The sequence below is a fragment of the Pseudomonas sp. 1912-s genome (genome assembly GCF_029269205.1).
In the GTDB taxonomy this organism is placed as follows: Bacteria; Pseudomonadota; Gammaproteobacteria; order Pseudomonadales; family Pseudomonadaceae; genus Aquipseudomonas.
Genome location: NZ_JARIXR010000014.1, coordinates 73095 through 95010, shown reverse-complemented (window position 1 = coordinate 95010; position 21916 = coordinate 73095). Strand labels below are relative to the sequence as shown.

General features: G+C 61.9%; 22 protein-coding genes. 8 read left to right on the top strand and 14 right to left on the bottom strand.

The genetic code is table 11. The features are described from left to right. Positions 1 to 18 precede the first annotated feature (18 nt). The 4 genes from P3C29_RS18575 to P3C29_RS18560 all read left to right on the top strand — a co-directional run bounded on the left by P3C29_RS18575 (position 19) and on the right by P3C29_RS18560 (position 4757). Positions 19 to 1053: a histone deacetylase family protein gene (locus P3C29_RS18575; RefSeq protein ID WP_169388236.1), complete on the top strand. Its 1035-nt coding sequence runs from the start codon at positions 19 to 21 to the stop codon at positions 1051 to 1053. Positions 1054 to 1130: 77 nt separating this feature from the next. After that, positions 1131 to 2540 carry an amino acid permease gene (locus P3C29_RS18570; RefSeq protein WP_275965128.1) on the top strand — a complete coding sequence of 470 codons (1410 nt, stop codon included), beginning with the start codon at positions 1131 to 1133 and terminating at the stop codon, positions 2538 to 2540. 204 nt (positions 2541 to 2744) lie between these two features. Further along, complete coding sequence (locus tag P3C29_RS18565) at positions 2745 to 4154, top strand: OprD family outer membrane porin (protein WP_275965127.1); 1410 nt, start codon at positions 2745 to 2747, stop codon at positions 4152 to 4154. 174 nt (positions 4155 to 4328) lie between these two features. Continuing rightward, positions 4329 to 4757, top strand: a complete 429-nt coding sequence (locus P3C29_RS18560; protein WP_010169682.1) for a TOBE domain-containing protein — start codon at positions 4329 to 4331, stop codon at positions 4755 to 4757. Between the two features lie 19 nt (positions 4758 to 4776). Here P3C29_RS18560 and P3C29_RS18555 read toward each other — a convergent pair whose 3' ends face one another. The 4 genes from P3C29_RS18555 to P3C29_RS18540 form a co-directional block, all read right to left on the bottom strand. Beyond that, entirely contained in the window at positions 4777 to 5481 is a 705-nt protein-coding gene (locus P3C29_RS18555; RefSeq protein ID WP_275965126.1) for a hypothetical protein, read from the bottom strand. A 111-nt stretch (positions 5482 to 5592) separates the two neighbouring features. Further along, positions 5593 to 6105: a cytochrome P460 family protein gene (locus tag P3C29_RS18550; protein ID WP_275965125.1), complete on the bottom strand. Its 513-nt coding sequence runs from the start codon at positions 6103 to 6105 to the stop codon at positions 5593 to 5595. Further along, positions 6105 to 7145, bottom strand: a complete 1041-nt coding sequence (locus P3C29_RS18545) for an alpha/beta hydrolase (protein ID WP_275965124.1) — start codon at positions 7143 to 7145, stop codon at positions 6105 to 6107. The genes P3C29_RS18550 and P3C29_RS18545 overlap by 1 nt, the downstream gene beginning before the upstream one ends. 133 nt (positions 7146 to 7278) lie before the next feature. After that, on the bottom strand, positions 7279 to 7806 hold the full coding sequence (locus P3C29_RS18540) for a GNAT family N-acetyltransferase (protein ID WP_201123744.1): 528 nt from the start codon (positions 7804 to 7806) through the stop codon (positions 7279 to 7281). Between the two features lie 150 nt (positions 7807 to 7956). On the opposite strand from P3C29_RS18540, the gene P3C29_RS18535 reads away from it, so the two are divergent. Next, entirely contained in the window at positions 7957 to 9084 is a 1128-nt protein-coding gene (locus tag P3C29_RS18535; RefSeq protein WP_032881879.1) for a sensor domain-containing diguanylate cyclase, read from the top strand. Between the two features lie 3 nt (positions 9085 to 9087). Here the strand turns inward: P3C29_RS18535 and P3C29_RS18530 are convergent, their stop codons facing one another. The 7 genes from P3C29_RS18530 to P3C29_RS18500 form a co-directional block, all read right to left on the bottom strand. Then, a complete protein-coding gene (locus P3C29_RS18530) occupies positions 9088 to 10764 on the bottom strand; it encodes an ATP-binding protein (RefSeq protein ID WP_275965123.1) in 1677 nt (558 codons plus the stop codon). Positions 10765 to 10904: 140 nt separating this feature from the next. Beyond that, a complete protein-coding gene (locus tag P3C29_RS18525) occupies positions 10905 to 11324 on the bottom strand; it encodes an organic hydroperoxide resistance protein (protein ID WP_275965122.1) in 420 nt (139 codons plus the stop codon). Positions 11325 to 11464: 140 nt separating this feature from the next. Then, entirely contained in the window at positions 11465 to 12322 is an 858-nt protein-coding gene (locus P3C29_RS18520; protein ID WP_275965121.1) for a CAP domain-containing protein, read from the bottom strand. Positions 12323 to 12403: 81 nt separating this feature from the next. After that, complete coding sequence (locus P3C29_RS18515; protein ID WP_201123750.1) at positions 12404 to 13729, bottom strand: MFS transporter; 1326 nt, start codon at positions 13727 to 13729, stop codon at positions 12404 to 12406. Positions 13730 to 13786: 57 nt separating this feature from the next. Further along, on the bottom strand, positions 13787 to 14980 hold the full coding sequence (lhgO, locus tag P3C29_RS18510) for an L-2-hydroxyglutarate oxidase (RefSeq protein WP_275965120.1): 1194 nt from the start codon (positions 14978 to 14980) through the stop codon (positions 13787 to 13789). A 106-nt stretch (positions 14981 to 15086) separates the two neighbouring features. Then, positions 15087 to 15797 carry a FadR/GntR family transcriptional regulator gene (locus tag P3C29_RS18505; protein ID WP_029615839.1) on the bottom strand — a complete coding sequence of 237 codons (711 nt, stop codon included), beginning with the start codon at positions 15795 to 15797 and terminating at the stop codon, positions 15087 to 15089. A 38-nt stretch (positions 15798 to 15835) separates the two neighbouring features. Continuing rightward, complete coding sequence (locus P3C29_RS18500) at positions 15836 to 17068, bottom strand: MFS transporter (protein ID WP_275965119.1); 1233 nt, start codon at positions 17066 to 17068, stop codon at positions 15836 to 15838. A 111-nt stretch (positions 17069 to 17179) separates the two neighbouring features. Between P3C29_RS18500 and P3C29_RS18495 the strand changes: the two genes are divergently transcribed. Then, the gene (locus P3C29_RS18495; RefSeq protein WP_275965118.1) at positions 17180 to 18070 is read left to right on the top strand and encodes a LysR family transcriptional regulator; all 891 of its coding nucleotides are present in this window, start codon (positions 17180 to 17182) and stop codon (positions 18068 to 18070) included. Between the two features lie 278 nt (positions 18071 to 18348). Next, positions 18349 to 19023, top strand: coding sequence for a GNAT family N-acetyltransferase (locus P3C29_RS18490; protein WP_010169668.1), 675 nt, complete (start codon positions 18349 to 18351; stop codon positions 19021 to 19023). Positions 19024 to 19174: 151 nt separating this feature from the next. On the opposite strand, the gene P3C29_RS18485 is transcribed toward P3C29_RS18490, so the two are convergent. Together P3C29_RS18485 and P3C29_RS18480 are read right to left on the bottom strand one after the other, a co-directional pair. Then, on the bottom strand, positions 19175 to 19552 hold the full coding sequence (locus P3C29_RS18485; protein WP_275965117.1) for a hypothetical protein: 378 nt from the start codon (positions 19550 to 19552) through the stop codon (positions 19175 to 19177). A 106-nt stretch (positions 19553 to 19658) separates the two neighbouring features. Next, positions 19659 to 20270, bottom strand: coding sequence for a TetR/AcrR family transcriptional regulator (locus P3C29_RS18480; RefSeq protein WP_275965116.1), 612 nt, complete (start codon positions 20268 to 20270; stop codon positions 19659 to 19661). A gap of 91 nt (positions 20271 to 20361) precedes the next feature. Here P3C29_RS18480 and P3C29_RS18475 point away from each other — a divergent pair, with 91 nt between their 5' ends. Further along, on the top strand, positions 20362 to 20967 hold the full coding sequence (locus P3C29_RS18475) for an NAD(P)H-dependent oxidoreductase (RefSeq protein ID WP_275965115.1): 606 nt from the start codon (positions 20362 to 20364) through the stop codon (positions 20965 to 20967). Here the strand turns inward: P3C29_RS18475 and P3C29_RS18470 are convergent. Further along, complete coding sequence (locus P3C29_RS18470; RefSeq protein WP_275965114.1) at positions 20964 to 21821, bottom strand: LysR substrate-binding domain-containing protein; 858 nt, start codon at positions 21819 to 21821, stop codon at positions 20964 to 20966. The genes P3C29_RS18475 and P3C29_RS18470 overlap by 4 nt on opposite strands. Between the last annotated feature and the right edge of the window lie 95 nt (positions 21822 to 21916).

The following is a 21916-nucleotide window of genomic DNA, read 5'->3' as shown; positions in this document are numbered from 1 at the left end:
TACGGGTGGATGTCTTTCATGCTGACTGTTTTTAGCGACTCTCATCGTTTGCACCATGGCACCGAACTCAAGGATGGCGTGCTCAAGCCGTCCTTCGAACAACCCAGCCGCGCCGACACGGTGCGTGACCGGGTCAAGCACGTGGGGCTGGGCGATATCATCGTGCCGCGCACGTTCGACCGGGCTTGTTACGTCAACGCCCACAGCGAACGCTACGTGTCCTTCCTCGAAACCGCCTGGGCCGAATGGACCGCGATCGGCCGTGCCCATGATGCGTTGCCGCTGGTGTGGCCGGTGCGTGATTTGGCCAATGACCAGGTGCCGGCATTCATCGACGGCAAACTCGGCTTTTTCGCGATGGACGCCGGTTCGCCCATCACCCGCACCACCTGGGAAGCGGTGAAGACCAGCGCCGACATCGCCCTCACCGGCCTGGCGGTCATTGACGAGGGCCACAGCAGTGCTTTCGCCCTGTGCCGGCCACCGGGCCACCATGCGGCGCGGGAATACATGGGCGGTTATTGCTACCTGAATAACGCGGCCATCGCCGCGCAACAGGCGATCACCCAAGGGGCCAGGCGTGTCGCGGTGCTGGACGTAGACTTCCACCACGGCAATGGCACGCAGAACATTTTCTACGACCGCAGCGACGTGATGTTTGTCTCGCTGCATGGCGATCCGTCCGTGTCGTATCCCTACTATTCGGGCTTCAGGGACGAGCGCGGCGCCGGGGCAGGCGAGGGGTTCAACCTGAATTACCCGCTGGCGAAAAACACTGGCTGGGCCACCTATAAAGAAGCGTTGCTTGACGCCTGCAATCAACTCAGAAAGTTCTCGCCGCAAGTGCTGGTGATTTCCCTCGGTGTCGACACCTTCAAGGACGACCCCATCAGCCATTTCCTGCTCGAGAGCCGCGACTTCCTGGGCATCGGCGAGATCATCGCCAGCGTCGGTGTGCCCACCCTGTTTGTGATGGAGGGCGGCTACATGGTCGATGAAATCGGCATCAACGCCGTCAATGTGCTGCATGGTTTCGAGAACAAACACGCCTGATCCCGACGCCACTCCAACAATAAAAGCCGCCTGACTTTTTTCTGCCAAAACTCAAAAACATAACAAGAGGTTTTGTGATGAAAACAACCGCGCCCGGGCTTATTGAAAAGCCCGCTTTGCAACGCACCCTCAACAACCGACACATTCAACTGATGGCCATGGGCGGTGCGATTGGCACCGGCCTGTTCATGGGCTCGGGCAAGATCATTGCGCTGTCCGGCACCTCGATCATCCTGATCTACATGATCATCGGGCTGTTTGTGTATTTCGTGATGCGCGCCATGGGCGAGCTGCTGTTATCCAACCTGAACTTCAAAAGCTTCGCCGACTTCGCCGGTGCGTACCTGGGGCCGCGTGCGGCGTTTTTTCTAGGCTGGTCGTATTGGCTGAGCTGGAGCGTTGCGGTGGTGGGGGACGCGGTGGTGGTCGGCGGTTTTTTCCAGTACTGGTTCCCGGACGTGCCGGCCTGGATCCCGGCGATTGCGATGCTGCTGACCCTGTTTGCCTTGAATGTGCTCACGGTGCGGTTGTTTGGTGAGGTGGAGTTCTGGTTTGCGATCATCAAGATCATCGCCGTGGTGACCTTGATCGGCGTGAGCGTGGTGCTGATTGCCAGTTCGTTTGTGTCACCCACCGGCGTCACGGCCTCCCTGAACCATTTGCTGGATAAACAGGCGGCGTTTCCCAATGGGTTGTTCGGCTTCTTTGCCGGTTTCCAGATGGCGATCTTCTCGTTCGCCGGTACAGAACTGATCGGCACGGCGGCCGCAGAAACCCGCTCGCCGGAGAAGACGCTGCCCAAGGCGATCAACTCGATTCCGTTGCGGATCATCCTGTTTTACGTGCTGGCCCTGGCGTGCATCATCGCCGTGACGTCGTGGCAGCAGGTGTCGCCCAGCAAAAGTCCGTTTGTCGAGCTGTTCCTGGTGGCCGGGTTTCCCGCTGCCGCCGGGATCGTGAATTTCGTGGTGCTGACTTCGGCGGCCTCGTCGGCCAACAGCGGGGTGTTCTCGGCCAGCCGCATGTTGTTCGGCCTGGCGGACCTGGGGGATGCGCCGGGGATCTTTCGGCGACTGTCGAACAACAGCGTGCCGTTTATCAGCCTGGCGTTTACCACCTTCCTGATGCTGCTCGGCTTGTTGCTGCTCTTTATAGTCCCGGAAGTGATGACGGCCTTTACCATCGTCTCAACCGTGTCGGCAATTCTGGTGATCTTTACCTGGTCGACGATCCTGGCGTCCTACATCGCCTATCGGAAAAAGTGCCCGCAGCTACATGAAAAATCGCTCTACAAAATGCCCGGTGGTGTGCCGATGGCCTGGGTTTCACTTGGGTTCCTGGCGTTTGTACTTTGCCTACTGGCATTTCGCCCAGACACCCGCCTGGCACTTTGCGTGATGCCGGCCTGGTTTGTGTGGCTGGCAGTTGCCTACCATTTCTCGCATTTTCGCAGCCGACTCCAGCCTGATCAGCGCACGGCGACATAACAGTCGTCATACAACTCAACGGCAATCAGCCCTCAAAAAAGGCCGGCTTGTACGGCCTTTATGTGACGGTTTTTTCATCGCTACATGACAAAAATTTCACATTCTGCGCCCTAGGCCCCATGCCACAATCCGCAGCGTTTGCAGGGCCGCAACGGTATTCGCTCGAAGGACAGTAAAAAAATAATGTTCATAGGGGCGCAGTAAATGAAACTCTCTACATTAGCTTTGGCCATCACCGCGGCTGTCCTCGCACAACAAGCCTGCGCAGATGATTTTGGTCTTGGCTCACTCGGCACGGGTAACGGTCACAGTGGCTTTCTTGAAGACAGCCACTCATCGATCAGTTCGCGCACCATGTACTACAACGCCGACGTTCACTCCGGCACCGCGAATGACCTGCGCGAAGCGGCTCAAGTACTGCGTTTCGACTACAAATCCGGTTACACCCAAGGCACCGTAGGCATCGGGTTCGACGTGATGGCGTTCGGCGCCTTGCGCCTGGACGGTGGTGATGGCCACGCCGCGGGCAATGGCCTGTCGGGTAACGGCAACAGTTTCTTTCCGGTCAAGAACAACGGCACCGAGCCTGCTGACAGCTTTGGTCGCGCAGCCGGCAACGTTAAATTCCGTATTTCCCAGACTGAATTGCACGTAGGCGGTGGCCTGGCCCCGATCCTGCCGATCCTGGTGTCCAACGACAGCCGTGCCGCGCCGCAAACCTTTGACGGCGGCATCCTGACCTCCAAGGACATTCCCAACGTCACCTTCACCGGCGGCGAGTTGAACAAGGCTGAAGGGCGTGCATCGAGTAACTCCACTGGCCTGAGCGTCGCCGGCGCCACGCGTGACAGCGACAGCTTCCGGTTCGGCGGCGTTGACTACCAGCCGTTTGGTTCTTCCGACAACGCCATCGCTAAAAACCTGACGTTGCAGTACTACTACGCTGACCTGGAAGACTTCTACAAACAGAACTACTTCGGCCTGGTGCACGTACTGCCGTTGGGCAATGACCAATCGTTCAAGACCGACCTGCGCTATTTCGACAGCACCAGCGACGGCAAAAACGGTTCGGCCGGCTACGCGTTCAACAACAACGGCGGCTATGCCAAGCACGCCGGTGAAGTCGACAACAAAACCTACAGTGCTTCATTCACCTACCAGTTGGGTGGCAGCCAGTTGATGCTCGGCCACATTGGCGTGAGTGACGACGGTGGCTTCGTGTGGGTCAACCAGGGCAGCATCGCCGACCCTACTGCACAAGGCGCGGCCGGTTCCGACTTCTACCTGTTCACGGATGCGGTGGTTGGCCAGTTCTCCCGCGCGGGCGAGCAAGTCAATTTCGGTCAGTACCTGTATGACTTCAGAACCCTGGTGCCAGGCCTGAAAGCCTCCGTTGCTTACCTCAACGGCAGCGACATCAAGGCCAAGGTTGCCGGTGGCAGCGATCAGTCGGAACGCGAAACCGATTTCCGTCTTGATTACGTCGTGCAAGAAGGCCCGCTGAAAGGCTTCGGTACTACCTTCCGTACCGGTAGCTACCACGGCCACAACACCGGCACTGCCGACCAGGATCAAACCCGCCTGATCTTCAACTACACCTACGCACTGTTTTAATCAGTCGCGGGTAAATGCTCCAAATGAAGGCCGCCTGTTGGGCGGCCTTTTTTTGGGCAGGACTTTTTCAGCGGCTTGCCGGCAGAGCAGGGCGCTATAGTTGTTTTTACACAACGCTGCGTTTAATCATGCCCGGCAATTCCTAACCTACAAGTCAAGAAAAGGACCGTTCCCATGAAAGTCAGTGCACGCAACGTATTCAAAGGCCAGGTCAGCCAGGTCCAGGAAGGCGCGGTCAACGCTGAAGTCGTGTTGACCCTGCCAGGCGGCGAGCAGTTGGTAGCCGTGGTGACCCTGGAAAGCATCCGCAACCTCGGCATCGCCGTGGGCAAGGAAGCGGTCGCGCTGATCAAGGCGCCGTGGGTGATGTTGATGACTGAGTCCAGCGACATCCGCCTCTCGGCCCGCAACTGCCTGGAAGGCAAAGTGCTGAGCGTGAATGACGGCGCGGTAAATGCTGAGGTTGTGATCGAATTGGCGGGCGGCTCAAAGGTGTTTTCCATCGTGACCCGCGATGCGGTGGCCGAGTTGGGCCTGAAGCCGGGTGTGAGTGCCACGGCGGTGATCAAGGCGTCCCATATCATTTTGGGTGTGCCGGCCTGATAAGCCGCCGCGCCTCCGACTACGAACGCATCGCCAGGCGTCTTTTCGCCTTGTAGCAGTCGTTGATCTCAATCGCCTTTTGGTAATACTCCGTGCGCCTTGCGCGGTCGTAGTCTCCCAGCAGTCGATACGTTTCAGCCTGATAATCGCGACTGCTGCCCCATTGCATCGCCATGCCTTGGGGCATTTCGTTTTTGCACTCGAGCTTCACAACCGGTTGTGGAAAGTACGCCTCATACAGGGGCGCGCTGGCTTCAATCGCCAGCAGCGCAGTTTTGTACTGGGGTGTATCGGTGAATTCCCAACAAAAGGAGGATATTCCCAGTGCCGGCGGTGCGAAGCCTTGAGCCAGGCTTCTTTCCATCAGCGGGCAAGCCTTTTCCTTGATCACCTCGGTCGGCGAAAGCAAGAGGATGTAGATCATCGCGAGGCGATGCTGCGCCACCGGGTGATCAAGCGCTGCTGCTTGCTCAAGCAGGGCAACGGCTGGCTTGAGTAACTCGCCGGCTTCCTGCATCAGCACCATCGCCCGTTCTCTTTCCTGCGCACCTGCCGTGGGGAAGTTGGCAGGCACCGCCTCCATCTTGGCGTTCGCTTGTTGCAGGTACGGGAGGGCCTGTTGATACAGGCTCTCGCCGCGAGGGTCGATAGGCAGTGTGCCGGCAATACACAGCTGCGACAGCAGGCAGCCGAGGAACAGGGCGCTCCAGCGATAAACAAACATAGACGGGCTTCCATGCGGCGTAAGTGTTGAGTGGCAAGTAGATCGCGCCGCAGAATGACAGGGAAACGGTAGGCAGATCAAACCGCGTTTCCCTCGCCGCAATGGATTGCTTCAAGGCGCCAGCCGCGTGAACACATAATCATGGTTCTTCACCAACGCCTGATGGCAGGCAAAGCACGTCTCATGCTGCGCCTGGTCCGCGGGCTTGCCGTTGATGAACCGGCCAAACCCCCAGCCTCCCGTCGCTACGTACTTCTTCGAATCCTTGACCATGAACTGCACGGTGGTCGCCGCGCCGGGAATCGAGGCGGTCTTGAACTCGGGCGACTGCACATGTTTCCAGGCCAGTTTGGCCAGCACGGTGCCGTCAGGGAAGGGCAACGTGCCGTCGCGGTAAGCCTTGAGCGCGACCTGGTTGCCCAGCACCACCCGCAGTTCATTCAGCGGGTCGGCTTCCTGGGCCGGGGCGATCAGCTCCCATTGGCGGTAGCCGTCGGGAATCGTCACGCCGTAGATCGGCGAAGGCTCGCTCGTGCCACCAGGGCCGCCAAAAGCGGCCCCGGTAGCGGTGGCGACGACGGCGGCTGTCGCAGCGATGAGTGCAGCAAGGTGCAGGCGCTTCATCACAAGTGGTCCGCATCAATCACAGCCTTGGCAAAGGCTTGGGGCGCTTCCTGTGGCAGGTTGTGGCCAATGCCGCCGGTGATCAGCCGGTACTCGTACTTGCCGGTAAAGCGCTTGGCGTAGTCTTCCGCCGCCGGGTGCGGTGCGCCATTGGCGTCGCCTTCCATCGTGATGGTGGGCACGCTGATGGACGGGGCGGTGGCGAGTTTCTGTTCCAGCGCAGCGTATCTCTTCTCGCCCTGGACCAGGCCCAGGCGCCAGCGGTAGTTGAAGATCGACACGGCGACGTGGTCGGGGTTGTCCAGGCCTTTGGCGCTGCGGTCGAAGGTGGCGTCATCAAACGCCCATTTCGGTGAGGCGATCTGCCAGATCAGCTTGGCGAAGTCGTGGGTGTTTTTTGCATAACCGGCGGCGCCGCGATCGGTGGCGAAGTAGAACTGGTACCACCACTGCAACTCAGCCTTGGGTGGCAAGGGGTTCTTGCCGGCGGCCTGGTTGCCGATCAGGTAGCCGCTGACCGACACCAGCGCCTTGACCCGCTCAGGCCACAACGCCGAGACGATGTCGGCGGTGCGGGCGCCCCAGTCGTAGCCGCCGAGCACGGCCTGCTTGATGTTCAGTGCGTCCATGAAGTCGATCAGGTCGACCGCAAGTGCGGCCGGCTGGCCGTTGCGCAGGGTCTTTGCCGAGAGGAAACGGGTATCGCCGTAGCCACGGGCGTAAGGCACCAGCACGCGGTAGCCGTGGGCGGCCAGCAGCGGCGCTACCTCGGAATAGCTGTCAATGTCGTAGGGCCAGCCATGCAGCAGGATCACCACCGGGCCATCGGCCGGGCCGACTTCGGCGTAGGCCACCTCCAGCAAGCCGGCCTTCACCTGCTTCAACGGGCCGAGCGTGGCGTGGGCACTGGCGCTGGCAACCGCAGGTGCTTGCGTGTCCTGTGCATGGGCTACGCCGAAGGCACCGAACTGCAACAGCGCAAAGGCCAGCAGCGACGCGCCCATCAGGCGGCGGGGTGGGGTGTTCAACTGTGTGTGCATGGTGAGTCTCCGGCGGCGGGTTGTGTGCCTGGCTCACAGTTGAACGTAGTTGTGTATCCCGTCTGTTTCGAGAAAACGGTTGGGTTAAAGGTTTTGTATCGCAGGGGTGTTTGGACACACTGCGATACACGATTCAGAGGGGCCGGGTGGCCACGTACACCAGGCTCGGCGCCTGCCCGGGCACATCGTCCAGTTCATCAATGTGCTGCATGCCGATTTTCTCCAGCACCTTGATGGACGCTGTATGCGCCGGACGCACCACGCCGTACACCTGCGGCTGGTCCAGTTCGACAAAACCAAATTGCAACGCAGCCCTGGCAAGCTCTGTTGCAAAGCCCTGGCCCCAGGCGCTGACGGCAAAGCGGTAGCCCAGGTTGATTCGCTCAACGTCGTTGTAGGGGTACAAGGTGATGCCCCCAAAGCCGATCACGCACTCCGGCGCCTGTTGTGTAGCAATCGCCCATTGGCCAAAACCGTGTTCTGCCCAGTGTTTCAGCCAGCGATCCAGGGCGGCGCTGGCTTGACCCGGGTCGGTCAAGGGACCGGACGGGTTGTAGCGGTTGGTCTCGGGATCGCCATAGATGGCGAATACACTGGCCGCATCGTCGACCGTGACGGGCCTGAGCATCAGGCGTGGGGTGGTGATTGGGCGGGTATTCATGGATGGCGTTTGATCCTTGGGGCGAGACAAAAGGTGTTCACCTATATTTATCCTGCTTTCGGCGCTCTAGCACGCTCGATTCAGTTGTTAGGGCTACTGGCAGGATGCCACAATGGCACTTTGTCGCAGCAGTATGATCAGGCGGACCAAATGAATGGCCTTGGGCGTGGGCAGGACCAGGATTGCTTCATCGAGGAGCAGGTACGAACAGATCGATTGCATCAGCTGTTTCGCCAGTCATTTTCGGCGGTTTTCGGCAGTTATATGGCGGCCGCCATGCTGTGCTGGCTGTGCTGGGAGCGTTTTGATCACCGGGTAATGCTGGTCTGGCTGGTGGTGCTGGCGGGGACGTCACTGCTGCGGGTCTGGATGTTCATGGCCTGGTTTCGCTGCCCCAACAGTGATCGCACCCCTGCACGCTGGGAGCGGCGCTACTGGGTGACGCTGATGTTGTCTGCCGGCGTGTGGGGGCTTGGCGCACTGGCGCTGATGCCCACTGATGACCGACTCTCCCAGGCCTTGGTGATGTTGTTCACCGTAGGCATGTCGGTCAGCGCCGTCTCCTGTTATTCGGCCTATCGCTACATGACCCTGGTCTCCATGGGCCTGGTGTTGCTGCCGTGCACCGTGTGGCTGCTGTTTCAACCGTCGTCGATGCAGGTCGGCATGGCGCTGGCGGTGCTGGTGTTCTCCTCGTTTGTCGGTGGCGCCACGCGCAAGCTGTCCGACGCCCTGGAAAAGGCCTTTCGCCTGACTCGGCAAATGGAACGTGCCCACAATATCTCTACCCGCGCCGCACAAACCGACGAGCTCACCGGCCTGATGAACCGCCGGGCGTTCTTCGAGCATGCGCAGTTGCTCTACGAACAGTGCCGGCATAATCAGCAGCCGTTGTGCGCGCTGATGATGGACATGGACCACTTCAAGGACATCAATGACACCTACGGCCACCAGGCCGGGGATCAGGTGCTGCGGCAGATCGGCGGGGTGATCAGCGCGTCGTTTCGCCAGGCCGACGTGTACGGGCGGCTGGGCGGCGAGGAGTTTGCAGTGCTGTTGCCGGACACGTCCCTGGAGACCGGGCGGGACATTGCCGAGCAGTTGATCAAGGCGATTGCCGGGCTGGCCAGCGAGCCGGTCCATGGGCTCACCGCCAGCCTTGGCGTGGCCTGGGCCCGCGCGGTGGATCAAGACCTGCACGGGTTGATGAACACCGCCGACAAGGCCCTGTACCGCGCCAAAGCCCTCGGTCGCAATCAGGTGGCCGTGGCCGAGTAGGGCTCAGCCCTTGAACAACGCCTTGGCCAGCACCTGTGAAACCTGGTCGGCCGAGTAGGGTTTGGGCAGGAACACCAGGCCTTCGTAGCCGCTTTCCGCCAGTTCCTCGCTGTAGCCGGAAGTCAGCACCACCGGCAGGCCGGGCCTGCGCCGGCGCAGTTCCCTGGCCAGTGCCACGCCAGTGATGCCGGGCATCACCACATCGGAAAACACCGCGTCGAACCCCATTGCATCCGCACCGGCCAGTTCCAGCGCCTGTTCGGCGTTGGTCGCCCAGGTGGTCTGGTACCCCAGGTCCTGGAGAATCTGGTTGGCAAAGCGACCCACTTCCAGGTTGTCTTCCACCACCAGAATGTGGCGCTGAGCACTCTCTGCGACCAGCCCGCAAACCTCCTGCGCGGGGTTTTCAACGCCTTCTTCAGGCACCACCTGCGGCAGGTACAGGGTAAACACCGTGCCCTGGCCAACCGTGCTGGCCACATCGACGTTACCGCCCGATTGCTTGGCGAAGCCAAACACCTGGGACAGCCCGAGGCCCGTGCCCTTGCCGACTTCCTTGGTGGTGAAGAAGGGTTCGAAGATGCGCTCGAAAGTCTCGCCGGGAATTCCGCTGCCGGTGTCGGTGAGTGAAATTGCGATAAACGCCTGGCGCGAACCGGCGTCACCCCGGATGCTCGGCAGCGCTTGGTCGGCGACCACGCTCAGGGTCAGGGTGCCTTGGCTGTTCATGGCGTCCCGGGCGTTGAGGGCGATGTTGATCAACGCGGTTTCGAACTGGCTGGAGTCGGCGCGGATGTAACACGGCAGCCCGGGCAACTCGACCCGCACCTTGATCCGCGCGCCGGTGACGGTTTCGAGCATCTCGCCAATGTTGTTCACTCGCTGCCCGGCATCGAACACTTCCGGGTTCAGTGGCTGGCGGCGCGCAAATGCGAGCAACTGGCTGGTCAATTTGCCGGCCCGCTCCACGGTGTCGCTGACGGCGCTCATGTAGCGCTGACGACGTTCTTCGGACAACGCAGGCATGCGCAGGAAGTCGACGGAGGAGCGAATGATGGTCAGCAGGTTGTTGAAGTCGTGCGCCACGCCACCGGTCAACTGGCCGATGGCTTCGAGTTTTTGCGATTGGCGCAAGGCGGCTTCGGTCTGGGTCAACAGGGTGGTTCGTTCGTTGACGCGCTGCTCCAGGCTCGCATTCAACTCGGCCAGCCGCCGGGACAGTACGACGGTGGCGGTGGTTTCGGTCACGGTGTCGAGCATGCCGACCACGTTGCCTTGCACGTCGCGAATCGGGCTGTAGCAAAAGGTGAAGTACGCCTGCTCCGGTGCGCCGCCGCGTTCGACGCGCAACGGGAAATTTTCGATAAAGGTGGCTTCACCCGCGAAGGCGGCGTTGGCGATCGGGCTGATCTCGGGCCACGCTTCCTGCCAGATCTCGCTGAAAGGTCGCCCGAGCGCGTCGGGTTTGTCGCCAAGAATCGGGATGAAGCCGTCGTTGTACAGCGTGATCAGCGAAGGTCCCCAGACGATCGCCTGGGGGAAACTGGAGGCAAGGCACAGGGCAACAGTGGTCTTCAACACGTCCGGCCATTGATCCAGCGGCCCCAGCGGCGTAGTGGCCCAGTCGTGATACCGAACCCTTTCGCCCATTTCGCCGCCGCCTTGCAGCCAGTTTGTCATTCGGTGAACGCCTTCTTTGCCACGGTTTGCTGAGTAGGGATGCCAAGCTACAGACACCCCAGGATTCAGCCAGTTCAGCGGGATTATCCACTAGATGGCAATCTAATGTCGCCGCCAAATAATCACCCGGCAAACCTCGTTCAGACCACGGTGATTTCCACCTCGATGTTGCCGCGGGTTGCCTTGGAATACGGGCACGTCTGGTGGGCACGTTCCACCAGCGCGAGGGCCGCCGCGTGTTCGATACCCGGCAGGCTGACCCGCAGGCGGGCTTGCAGGTAATAGCCATTTTCGGGGCTGTTCACCAGGTCCACTTCGGCGCTCACGGCCGTGTCGGCTGGCAGGCGGATCTGCAGGCTTTGTGCGGCCTTGCCCATCGCGCCGATAAAGCAGGCGGACCAGCCGGCACCGAACAGTTGCTCGGGGTTGGTGCCGGGCGCCTTTGAGCCGGGCGGCGACAGCTTGATGTCCAGTTGCAGGTCATCACTGTGGGACGCGCCTTCACGCCCGCCAGTGGTGTGGGTTTTGCCGGTGTAGAGCACGGTGCTGTTCTGGGACATGACGGTTTCCTTGCAGGTGGCCCGGGATGGGCCGGTGTGCACAGGAAACCGCGCCGGCGTATCCGCAATGTGTCATCGCCAGGGGGCGTGCACCTCGCAGTGTGTCGCCGCACCGGGAAGATACGTTGGGATACAAACCGTTATTGCTGCTGCACGCCAAACAACCCCGTCCAGTAGATGCCCGCGTCACTCTTCGGGTCCATGGCGTAGGCGGCGCCTATTTCGCGGAACTGCGGGTTCATCAGGTTGGCGCAGTGCCCGGGGCTGGCCAGCCAGCCGTCGACCACCTTGCGCGGGGTATCCATGCCGGCGGCGATGTTCTCGCCGATCTGCTGGCCGATATAGCCTGCCAGTTCAGCCCGGTCGCCCGGGGTGCGGCCATCGTGGTCCAGGTGATCGAAGAAGTTGCCGTTGGCCATGTTGCGCGCGTGGCCGGCGGCGGCGGTGGCGAGCGCTTCGTTCCAGCTCAGGGGCGTGGTGGCGGCAAACGCCTGGCCGCCGCACTGATGGGGTTGCTGGCGGGCGGCGTTGATCAGGTCGAGCACCTTCTTGCCTTCGGTCTGGGTCTCACCCAGGCCGCTGGTCAGCAGCGGGCGGGCGAGCACGATGCGCCAGTCCTGGCCGCTGTTGCTCACGCCGATATCAATGAATTGCGGGTCGAGCACCACCCGGCAAAAACTTTCGCGCACGGCTTTCATCGCCGCTTCGGCGTTTTTGGGCCCGGACAGGCTGATGGCCTGGACGTTGACCATCGGGTAGGCCGCCCGCGCCAGCGCCTGTTGCAAGTCGCCGACGCTGTTGACGGGCAATACCAGCCGGGTGTCGCTGGCCAGCGGTGGCAATTCCTGGGAACCCTGGTTGCCGCAGCGTTGAACCTGGCTGCGGTATTGATTGATCGAGTCGACCAACAGGCTTTCTTCACCCGCCTGCGCCTGGGCGCTGAACACCAGGCTGGCGGCCAGCGTCGTAAGACCCATCATCAATGACAGAACGCGCATGGACGTTTCCCTTGAGCTTGAAAGTGCCCATGATGCGCGATGAAGGGGCATCCATGCACCCGTTGGTCCGAACTTTTTGCCTCAGTTCTTGAATGCCGAGTGTTTACGGCCCTGATCGCACAAGGCGAACACCACCACCAGCAGGGACGAGATCGCGAGGATTATCACAACGCCATCAGTGGAGTGGGTGGCCGACGCCGCCACCATCGACAACGCCCCTAATGGCGCCAGGCCACCTGCGATGGCGGTGCCGATTTCCCGTCCGGTACCAAAGCCTGAAGAGCGGGTTTGGGTCGGGAACTGGCGGCTCAGGAACGAGCCCTGGGGCGCAAACATCATCGGGGCGAGGATGCCGGTGCCCACGCCGATGGCGACGTAGATCATCAGGCTCTCGCCAGTATTCAGCAGCGCAAGGAACGGGTAGGCGAACAGCAGCGAGAGCAGGCCGCCGAGCATCAGCACGGTCTTGCTGCTCCACTTGTCGCACAACCAGCCGAAGCACGGCACGGCGACGATGGCGATCAGGCTGGCGATGGTCACCGACAGCGAGGTGACGTGCACATCGACGCCCTTGAACTGGGTCAGGTACGCCAGGGAAAACGTCTTGAAGATGTAGCTCAGCGCGTTGTAGCCAATCGCCACGAAGAACACCACCGCCAACCCCTTGAGGTCGTTCTTGAACAGCGCCTTGAGCGGCGAGGCCTTGGCTTTCGCGGTTTCCTTGCTCAGTTCCTTGAACTCCGGGGTTTCCGGGATGCTGTTGCGCACCCACAGGCCCACGCCCACCAGGGCGATGCTGCAAATGAACGGAATCCGCCAGCCGCCGGCCAGCAGGAACTCGTTGCCGTTGATGGTCAGCAGGTACACGGTCAGCGACGACAGCAGCAACCCCAGGTTCAAACCCAGCGCGGGCCATGCGCCCTGGCTGCCGCGCTTGCCTTCGCTGGCGTGCTCGTAGGAGGTGACTGCCGCACCGGATAGTTCCGCTCCGGCACCCAGGCCCTGGATGATGCGGATAAACACCAGCACGATTGGCGCCCAGATGCCGATGGTGGCGTAGCTGGGGATCAGCCCGATCAGCGTGGTGCACACGCCCATCATGCAGAAGGTCAGCACCAGCACTTGCTTGCGCCCGAACTTGTCGCCCAGGTAGCCGAACAGAATGCCGCCAAACGGGCGTGCGATAAAGCCGATGGCAAAGGTGGAAAACGCCATCAGCGTGGCGGCTTTCGGGTCGCTGTTATCGAAGAAGATCTTCGAGAACACAATGGCCGCCATGGTGGCGTACAGGTAAAAGTCATACCACTCCAGCATCGAGCCGAAGATCGTTGCGGCCGCGACTTTGCGCAGGCGTTTCCTGGTTTGCTCGGGGGTTTCAGAGTCCGGTGTGCGGGCTGTTGCCGTCATGCTGTTGTTCCTTCCTGGTCATTATATTTATTGTCAAAGTGCGGCGTGTCGCGGGTATCAGTGAGGCGTGAACATGCGGTCGGCGATCATCGCGCCGATGGGAATCGCGGAGGTGGCAGCGGGTGAGGGCGCATTGCACACGTGGAGCATTCGCGGGGTCTGGGCGAACAGGAAGTCGTGCACCAGGGTGCCGTCGCGCATCACGGCCTGGGCGCGGATACCGGCCTCGTAGGGCAGCAGGTCTTCGGTGTTCAGCGAGGGGCAGTACTTGCGGCACTGCTCCAGGTAGCCGGACTTGAACAGCGAGTTCTTCATCTCGACGCTGCCGGAACCGAGGTTCTGCCAGATGGTTTTCCAGAAGCCCGGGAAGCTCGCGTACTGCGCCACGTCGCGCCAGTTCACCGAGAATTTGCGGTAGTTTTCGCGGCCCAGGCCCAGTACGGCATTCGGGCCGACGGTGACGCTGCCGTCGATCATGCGGGTCAGGTGCACGCCGAGGAACGGCAGCTCCGGGTCGGGAATCGGGTAGATCAGGTGGTTGACGATGTTGTTTTTCGAGGCCGGCAGGCGGAAGTATTCGCCACGGAACGGGATGATCTGGTGGTCGATCTTGACCCCGGCCATCACCGCCAGGCGGTCCGATTGCAAGCCCGCGCACACCACCAGGTGTTTGGCCTGCCAGCTTTCGCCACGGGTGCTGACGGTGACCTTGTCGGTGTCCTCGACGATGTCGGTGACGGTGCGTTCCAGGCAGATTTCGCCGCCAGCGCGGCGGATCACCCGGGCCATGGTTTCGCAGACTTCGCGGTAATCGACGATGCCGGTGGCGTCGAGAAACAGCCCCCCCAGCCCGACGATGTTCGGTTCGCGCTGGCGTAACTGGTCGGCGTCCAGGCGTTCGACTTTCATCCCGTTGAGCTGCGAGCGGGCGTAGAGCGCTTCCATTCGCTGCACTTCCAGCGGCGTGGAGGCCACCAGCAGCTTGCCGCACACCTCGAACTTGATCCCGTGCTCGGTGCAGAACTGCTTGGTGGCTTCGGCGCCACGCTTGCACAAATCGGCCTTGAGGCTGCCCGGCGCGTAGTAGATGCCGGCATGGATCACGCCGCTGTTGTGGCCGGTCTGGTGTTTGGCCAGCAGGCTTTCCTTTTCCAGGATCACCAGGGACGCGTCGGGCTGGCGCTTGAGCAGCTCCATCGCGGTGGCCAGGCCGACGATGCCGCCGCCGATGATGCAAAAGTCATAAATCATTGTGTGGGTTACCTACGCATTTCAGTCTGCTTATCAGGTTGTCAGACTAATGGTTTTATTAAAAAAACAGCGCGCCAGCGGCACGCTTCAAATGAGCCTGGATCCGTCAGTTGATGGCCGGCAGCTCCAGGTGCAGGCGCCTTGCTGCGGCACGCAAGTGGGCCTCGGCACAGGCGGCGGCGCCTTGGGCGTCACCGTCGACAATGGCCTGGTACAGCGCGGTGTGTTCCTGGGTGGCGTCGGCCGAGCCGCTGACAAAGCGGGTGGCAGAGTTTTCCCAGGCGGTCTTGCGGGCGCTTGCCAGTTGGCTTCTGAGGAAGTCATGGAAGGCCACGAAATAGTCGTTCTTGCTGGCCTCGGCGATGGCGCGATGGAATTCCACATCAGCCAGGGCGGCGGCTTCGAAGTCGGCGCGTTTGTCGTGCATTTCCTGCAGGGCGCTTTTCATGCGCTGCAGGTCTGCAGCGTCGCGGCGTTGGGCGGCAATCGAGGCGGCCTGGGTTTCGATCCACAGGCGCACTTCGAACATTTGTGCCAGGTCCGGGCGGCGGCCGTTTTTTTCCGGAAAGCGGAACACCGTGCCGGCCGGGGTCTGGGAGATAAATGAGCCCAGGCCACGGCGGGCGGTGAGTACGCCATCGGCCTTGAGCTGGGCAATCGCTTCGCGCACCACCGAGCGGCTGACGTTCAGCTGTTCAGCCAGTTGCTGTTCGGTGGGCAGGCGCGCTTCGGGCGCCAGGTGGCCGGAATCGATTTCTGCACGAATGGCGCTGACAACGCGCATAACGAGCGAATCAGGGCGCTGGAGCTCAAGCATGGGACAACCTTGGTAATCAGGTTGTCAGACAATAGTCGTTACGATTTTACCTTGTCAAGATTCGCGGCGCCGAGCCGGGTGCGCAGTGCCAGGAAAAGGCCTACGCCAATCAGTGCCAATGCCACGCCGAACGTGGCTTGCATCCCACGTCCTACGTTGTAGGGACTGGCCGTGGCGAGGTCACCGGACACCTGCGCAAATACCGCGCCCAATGCCGAGGCGCCCGCGATCAGCCCCAGATTGCGTGACAGGTTAAGCAGGCCGGCGACCACGCCGCGACGGTCCGCCAGAACGTCGCTCATTACGGCGGTGTTGTTGGCAGCCTGAAACTGGGCGTAGCCGAGGGTGAGGATGATCAGCGGGGCGATGTACCCGGCAACCCCGAGGTTGAGCGGCGTCAGTGAGAGCAACAGGCAGCCGGTCACCATCGCCAGCAGCCCGGCGACGGTCATCGGGCCGCTGCCGAAACGGTCGGTCAAGCGGCCCGCCGGTACGCCCATCACTGCCGAAACGCAGGGGCCGACGGCCATCGTCAGGCCCATCCACGCGGGGTCGAGGCCGGCGCCGTGGGTCAGGTAGAACGGCCCGACCACCAACGTCGCCATCATCACCGCCGACACCAGTGCGCTCATGGCCAGGCCGGTGCTCAGGGATGAATCCCGCAATGTCGACCAGAAACTGAACCCGGATGACGTGGGCTGCTGTTCGCGGCGGTCGACGCGCAGAGAGCTGCGGGCGAGGGCAAAGGTCAGCAACCCCAGCGGCACGGTGATGAAGAACAGCGCGCGCCAGCCAAACCCGGCAATCAATACGCCACCCATGCTTGGCCCCAGCGCAGTGCCCATGGCTGACATCGTGCCCAGCAAACCCATGACACGGCCGGTACGTTCCCTGGCGACGGTCTCGCCCACTAGCGCCATGGTCATCGCCATCATGATCGCGGCGCCCAGGCCTTGCAGGGCGCGGGCTGCAATCAACAGGCCGAGGGACGGGGCCATACCGCACAGGGCCGAGGCAATCGTGAAGAGTAACAACCCCGCCAACAGCAGGCGGCTGCGGCCCAGCAGGTCGCCCAGTCGCCCGACGCTGACGATCACGGCGGTGATCGCCAGCAAATACGCGAGCACCACCCACTGCACCGTCTGAAAGGAGGCATCAAACGCCTGCACCAGGCTCGGCAAGCCGACATTGGCGATGCTGGTGCCCAACGACGCCAGCAGCATGGACAGTGACAGGGCGACGAGGGCGCCACGGGGTGTAGGTGATTTCATCAAGAGGCTCCTGAATTTGACCGCTGTCAGAAATCTACGCCGTCACCTAACATGGCGGAAGGCGCAGCATTTGCACTGTATACGTGCGCCAAACGCCCTATGAGGTTTGCCGTGTCGACACCTGATCTGAATTTGCTGGTCACCCTGGATGTGTTGCTCGCTGAAGGCAGCGTCGCCCGCGCCGCCCAACGCCTGCGCCTGAGCCCTTCGGCAATGAGCCGGGCCCTGGCACGACTGCGGGCAACCACGGGGGATCCGTTATTGGTGCGCGCCGGCCGTGGCCTGGTGCCAACGCCGCGCGCCTTGGAGCTGCGCGAGCAGGTCAGCCAGTTGGTGCAGGACGCCGAAGCCGTGTTGCGCCCGGCGGCGAAGCTGGACCTGAGCCAACTGGTGCGCACCTTCACCTTGCGCACCAGCGACGGTTTTGTTGAAAACTTCGGCCCGGCGTTGCTCGCACGTATCGCCCGGGAAGCGCCGGGCGTGCGGTTGCGTTTCGTGCACAAACCGGACAAGGCCAGCACGCCGCTGCGCGATGGCAGCGTCGACCTGGAAACCGGCGTGGTCGACAGCAGCGCCAGCCCCGAAGTACTGACCCAGGCGCTGTTCCGCGACCGGTTTATTGGAGTGGTGCGCAAAGGGCACCCGTTGAGTGAAGGCGAAGTCACACCGCAGCGGTTTGCCGGCGGCCAGCATCTCTACGTGTCCCGGCGCGGCCATGACCAGGGCCAGATTCATCAAGCCCTTGAAGCGCTGGGGCTGACACGGGACGTGGTGACCATCGTTGCCGGGTTCTCCACCGCCCTGGCGCTCGCTCGCAGCACCGACCTGATCGCCAGCGTACCCGAGCGCCATACCGCCAACCTGCACAGCGACCTTTACCGCTTTGCGCTGCCGTTCGCGTTCCCGGACTTCACCGTGTCGATGCTCTGGCACCCGCGCCTGGACGCCGACCTGGCCCATCGCTGGCTGCGCGGTTGCCTGCGGGAGGTGTGTGCGCAATGAACGGCGTTTGGAATGCCGGTCTTGAACGCGACGCTCTTGCTGTGGCGAGGGAGCTTGCTCCCGCTGGGCTGCGAAGCGGCCCCAAAACCTGCATCCTGTTTCTAGCTGAAAGAACGCGGTGTGTTTGATTGGGGCTGCTACGCAGCCCAGCGGGAGCAAGCTCCCTCGCCACAGCAAGCGCCTTCAACAATAGGACTGAAGCAAGTCGCTCCGGGCCCGCTGCGGCCCTTCAACAGGTACAATCCGCCCAGCCTTGACACGAAACACCAGGAATTCGAATGTTCAGCCTTACCCGTTACGAAACCCCATGCCCCGAGCCGATCAACGCGCAGATCCTGCAGATGGTGGTCGACTACCTGACCGACATCAGCATGGTCGCCATCCCCCCGAGCAACCTGCTGTACAACGTGTACCAGTATGCGATCGGCTATGAGGTGCACCTGTACCTGGAAGCGCTGGGCGGGTCGAAGGGCATTGCGGTTGAATTGATCGTCGCGCTGGATGCGCAGGAGCAGGTGATTGGCTTCCTGCTGTACCTGCCGGTGAAGGACGACCCCGAGGCGTGCGGCGTGGCCTACATGGCGGTGCACGCCAGCCATCGGCGCAAAGGCGTGGCGCGGGCGATGATGCAGGACATGCTGGCTCGCTACCCTCACGCTGAACTGACCTGCGCGGTGGAGAAGGTGCCGGCGTTCGAGTCCATGGGCTTTCAACTGCGCGGTGTGCGTGGCACTCAGGTGTTGATGAACACCCGCGACTACAGCACCGACGGCTTGATGGGGTTGCTGGATGTGGCGTCGATCTACAGCTCGCTGGAGGTGCGGCAGATCCATACCTACCTGCTGCAAAAGCACGGCAAGCGGGCGATGATCGATGCAGAGAAACAGCGTGATCGTCACTTCGACCAGATGACCCATAAAGCCCGGATGTTTGTGCACGCAAGGCTGGGATAACGCAGAACAATGTGGGTGCGGGCTGGCTGTGGTGAGGGGGCTTGTCCCCCGTCGGGTTCACCACAGATTGATGGGGCTGCTTCGCAACCCAACGCGGGGCAAGCCCGCTCGCCACAGCAAACCCGCTCCCACATTTTGATGGGTATGTCTTTTATGGCTTGGCCAGGTTCCAGTTGCCGCCAACGCCGTCACCGGTGATGTCGCCCGGCTTGCTGTCCTTGACCCAGGTGTACAGCGGCTGGCCTTTGTAAGCCCATTGCTTGCTGCCGTCGTCACGGCTGATCACGGTGTAACCGTCGGCATCCTTGGCACCTGCCGAGGCGGTCAGCGCCGGCCAGTTGGCCAGGCATTGGCCGTTGCAGGCGGATTTGCCGGCGCTGTCCTTGGCGAAGGTGTACAGGGTCATGCCCTTGCCATCCACCAGGACTTTGCCCTTGGCACTGTCAGCGATATTGGCAGGGGCGGCGAAGGCCATGGTCGAAGCACACGCAATCACGACAGCGGCAGCAAGGGAGAATTTTTTCAGCATGACGAACTCCTGGGGGTTTTTCTTGGTTTGGGTACTGGCCTTGTGCTGTATTCACAAGGCGTACTCAGGTAAACACCCGCCGCGTCGGTTTATTCCCCGCCCTTGTTTAATTCTTTTGAACGCGTGCGCGATTGACCATTGCCTTGATGCTCGCAAACAGCTCCTCCTGCGCCTCCAGCGGGCTGATTTCGCCGCTGGCGGCAGCCTGGGACAGGGCATCTGCCGCGCCCAGCATGCCGCGTAAAGCGGCCTGGCCGATCACACCGTCCAGCGCAAACGGGGCGAGGGCATCCCGGCACTTGCCGAGGAAAATCACGTCGTACTCGCGCTTGATGGCTTCCAGCTCAGGGCTGCCGGCCAGCGCCGCAATCACCCCCGGAATTTCTCGCCCCTGCAGCAACACACAGTCGACATAACACGAGGCGATCACCCAGGCGCGGTCATCCAGGGTGGGTTCGCTGGTCTCGATGGCAGTCGCAAACACCTGATTCTGACGGGCATCGAAATCTTCATACAGCGCGGCCAACAGCCCCGCGCGATCGCCGAAATGGTCATACACCACCGGCTTTGTAACGCCGGCCAACTCAGCCAGATGCCCCAGCGTCAGGGCGTCAGTGCCTTCTTCGCGCACCAGTTGCCAGGCCACGTCGAGCAACTGGCGTAGCCGGTCATCCCGGGACAGGCGACGGCGAGGGGCAGGGGATTGATCGCTTGACATGCTTATATACCAAAAGTAACTTACCAACGGTAACTTAGCTCAAGCCTACTCAATTTGCCGTCCCGTCGCCACCCCCGAAGGAGTCACTGCCATGCACGCCCTGATCGTTATTGCGCACCACGACCCGCAATCCCTGACCCACAGCCTCGCCCAACAGGCCGCCGTCGGCATTACGGCCGCCGGCCACACCGTCGAAATCGCCGACCTCGCCGCCGAAGGTTTCGACCCGCGCTACAGCGCTGCCGACCATAAAGTGCACCGCACCCGCGCCACGCCGCCGGCCGACGTACTGGCCGAGCAGGCCCGGCTCGACCGCGCCGACGCGTTGGTGCTGGTGTTCCCGATCTTCTGGTGGTCGATGCCCGCCTTGCTCAAGGGCTGGATCGACCGGGTGTTCGTCAACGGTTGGGCGATCGACTACAGCCTTGAAACCAAGGTGGTAAAAAAACTCGGCCATCTCCAGGTGCACTTGCTGGGCGTCGGCGGGGCGGATGAAGGTGTGTTTGAACGCCATGGCTATGCCGACGCGATGCGCACGCAAATCGACCATGGGATCTTTGATTACTGTGGCGCCAAGGTGCTGACCTCCGAGCTGTTACTGGACTCGGAGAGCGGCGCCGCCGAGCAGCACCTGGAGACGGTGGCGAAGTTGGGGCGACAACTGTTCGTCACCCTGGAACCTTGCGAAACCGCCTAAACCAGGCTGCTCTGTATGAGCGTTGCCAGCTGTGCTACCGCGGCGCCTGGCGCCGGATGGCTGCAATGCAGTTCATAGCCCAGGGACGGCACCGGCGGCAGCCCGTCGAGCACACGCAGGTGCGTCGGCAAACCGATCCGGGTCCGCAAGGTCACCCCCAGCCCGGCATCGACCGCCGCCCAGATCCCGCCGACGCTGGGGCTGGTCAAGGCAATGCGCCAGGCAATGCCGGCGCGGTCCAGCGCTTCGGTGGCCGCGCTGCGCAATACGCAGGGCGCCTCGAACATCACCAGTGGAAGCGGCGCATCCTCGGCGCGTGGCAGTTGCGGTTGGTCCCGGGGCCCAATCCAGTGCATCGGGGTTTGCCCCAGGCGTTTAGCGCCGGACGAGGTGTGGCCGGTTTCCCAGGTCAGGGCCAGGTCCAGGCTGGCGCTGTCGATCAGCGCCAGCAGTTCGGCGTTGCGCCCAATCCGCACCTCAAGGCTGATCATTGGGTACAGCCTGGCGAAGCGCCGCAGGATGTCACTGAGCACATGCTCGCCAAAATCCTCCTGCAAACCGAGGCGCAAGGTGCCGGCGGTCTGGGTTTCATGAAGGCTGCTGAAGACGGCGTCGTTGAGGTCCAGCAATCGCCTGGCGTGGCTGAGCAGCGTTTCGCCCACGGGTGTCAGCACCAGCCCGCGGCCGGATTTGCTCAGCACGGGCGTGCCTACCTGTTCTTCGAGTTTCTTCAATTGTGCGCTGACGGCGGAGGTCGAGCGCCCCAGACGATCCGCTGCCTTGGCGAAGCTGTTCAGTTCAACGCCGGTGACGAAGGTGCGCAATACATCCAGGTCAAAGGTCGGGCGACGCATTTAATAGTCCATAAAAGCGGGATGGTTGTCGCTGTTAAATCTGATATTCGGAATGATCCTGGCTTGCTAGTTTTCGCCCGTCAACTGAATTGTCG

Excerpts from the sequence above, each read along its gene's own strand:
- P3C29_RS18575 (WP_169388236.1), top strand. The coding sequence starts at position 19 with ATGCTGACTGTTTTTAGCGACTCTCATCGTTTGCACCATGGCACCGAA.
- P3C29_RS18570 (WP_275965128.1), top strand. The coding sequence starts at position 1,131 with ATGAAAACAACCGCGCCCGGGCTTATTGAAAAGCCCGCTTTGCAACGC.
- P3C29_RS18565 (WP_275965127.1), top strand. The coding sequence starts at position 2,745 with ATGAAACTCTCTACATTAGCTTTGGCCATCACCGCGGCTGTCCTCGCA.
- P3C29_RS18560 (WP_010169682.1), top strand. The coding sequence starts at position 4,329 with ATGAAAGTCAGTGCACGCAACGTATTCAAAGGCCAGGTCAGCCAGGTC.
- P3C29_RS18555 (WP_275965126.1), bottom strand. The coding sequence starts at position 5,481 with ATGTTTGTTTATCGCTGGAGCGCCCTGTTCCTCGGCTGCCTGCTGTCG.
- P3C29_RS18550 (WP_275965125.1), bottom strand. The coding sequence starts at position 6,105 with ATGAAGCGCCTGCACCTTGCTGCACTCATCGCTGCGACAGCCGCCGTC.
- P3C29_RS18545 (WP_275965124.1), bottom strand. The coding sequence starts at position 7,145 with ATGCACACACAGTTGAACACCCCACCCCGCCGCCTGATGGGCGCGTCG.
- P3C29_RS18540 (WP_201123744.1), bottom strand. The coding sequence starts at position 7,806 with ATGAATACCCGCCCAATCACCACCCCACGCCTGATGCTCAGGCCCGTC.
- P3C29_RS18535 (WP_032881879.1), top strand. The coding sequence starts at position 7,957 with ATGAATGGCCTTGGGCGTGGGCAGGACCAGGATTGCTTCATCGAGGAG.
- P3C29_RS18530 (WP_275965123.1), bottom strand. The coding sequence starts at position 10,764 with ATGACAAACTGGCTGCAAGGCGGCGGCGAAATGGGCGAAAGGGTTCGG.
- P3C29_RS18525 (WP_275965122.1), bottom strand. The coding sequence starts at position 11,324 with ATGTCCCAGAACAGCACCGTGCTCTACACCGGCAAAACCCACACCACT.
- P3C29_RS18520 (WP_275965121.1), bottom strand. The coding sequence starts at position 12,322 with ATGCGCGTTCTGTCATTGATGATGGGTCTTACGACGCTGGCCGCCAGC.
- P3C29_RS18515 (WP_201123750.1), bottom strand. The coding sequence starts at position 13,729 with ATGACGGCAACAGCCCGCACACCGGACTCTGAAACCCCCGAGCAAACC.
- lhgO (WP_275965120.1), bottom strand. The coding sequence starts at position 14,980 with ATGATTTATGACTTTTGCATCATCGGCGGCGGCATCGTCGGCCTGGCC.
- P3C29_RS18505 (WP_029615839.1), bottom strand. The coding sequence starts at position 15,797 with ATGCTTGAGCTCCAGCGCCCTGATTCGCTCGTTATGCGCGTTGTCAGC.
- P3C29_RS18500 (WP_275965119.1), bottom strand. The coding sequence starts at position 17,068 with ATGAAATCACCTACACCCCGTGGCGCCCTCGTCGCCCTGTCACTGTCC.
- P3C29_RS18490 (WP_010169668.1), top strand. The coding sequence starts at position 18,349 with ATGTTCAGCCTTACCCGTTACGAAACCCCATGCCCCGAGCCGATCAAC.
- P3C29_RS18485 (WP_275965117.1), bottom strand. The coding sequence starts at position 19,552 with ATGCTGAAAAAATTCTCCCTTGCTGCCGCTGTCGTGATTGCGTGTGCT.
- P3C29_RS18480 (WP_275965116.1), bottom strand. The coding sequence starts at position 20,270 with ATGTCAAGCGATCAATCCCCTGCCCCTCGCCGTCGCCTGTCCCGGGAT.
- P3C29_RS18475 (WP_275965115.1), top strand. The coding sequence starts at position 20,362 with ATGCACGCCCTGATCGTTATTGCGCACCACGACCCGCAATCCCTGACC.
- P3C29_RS18470 (WP_275965114.1), bottom strand. The coding sequence starts at position 21,821 with ATGCGTCGCCCGACCTTTGACCTGGATGTATTGCGCACCTTCGTCACC.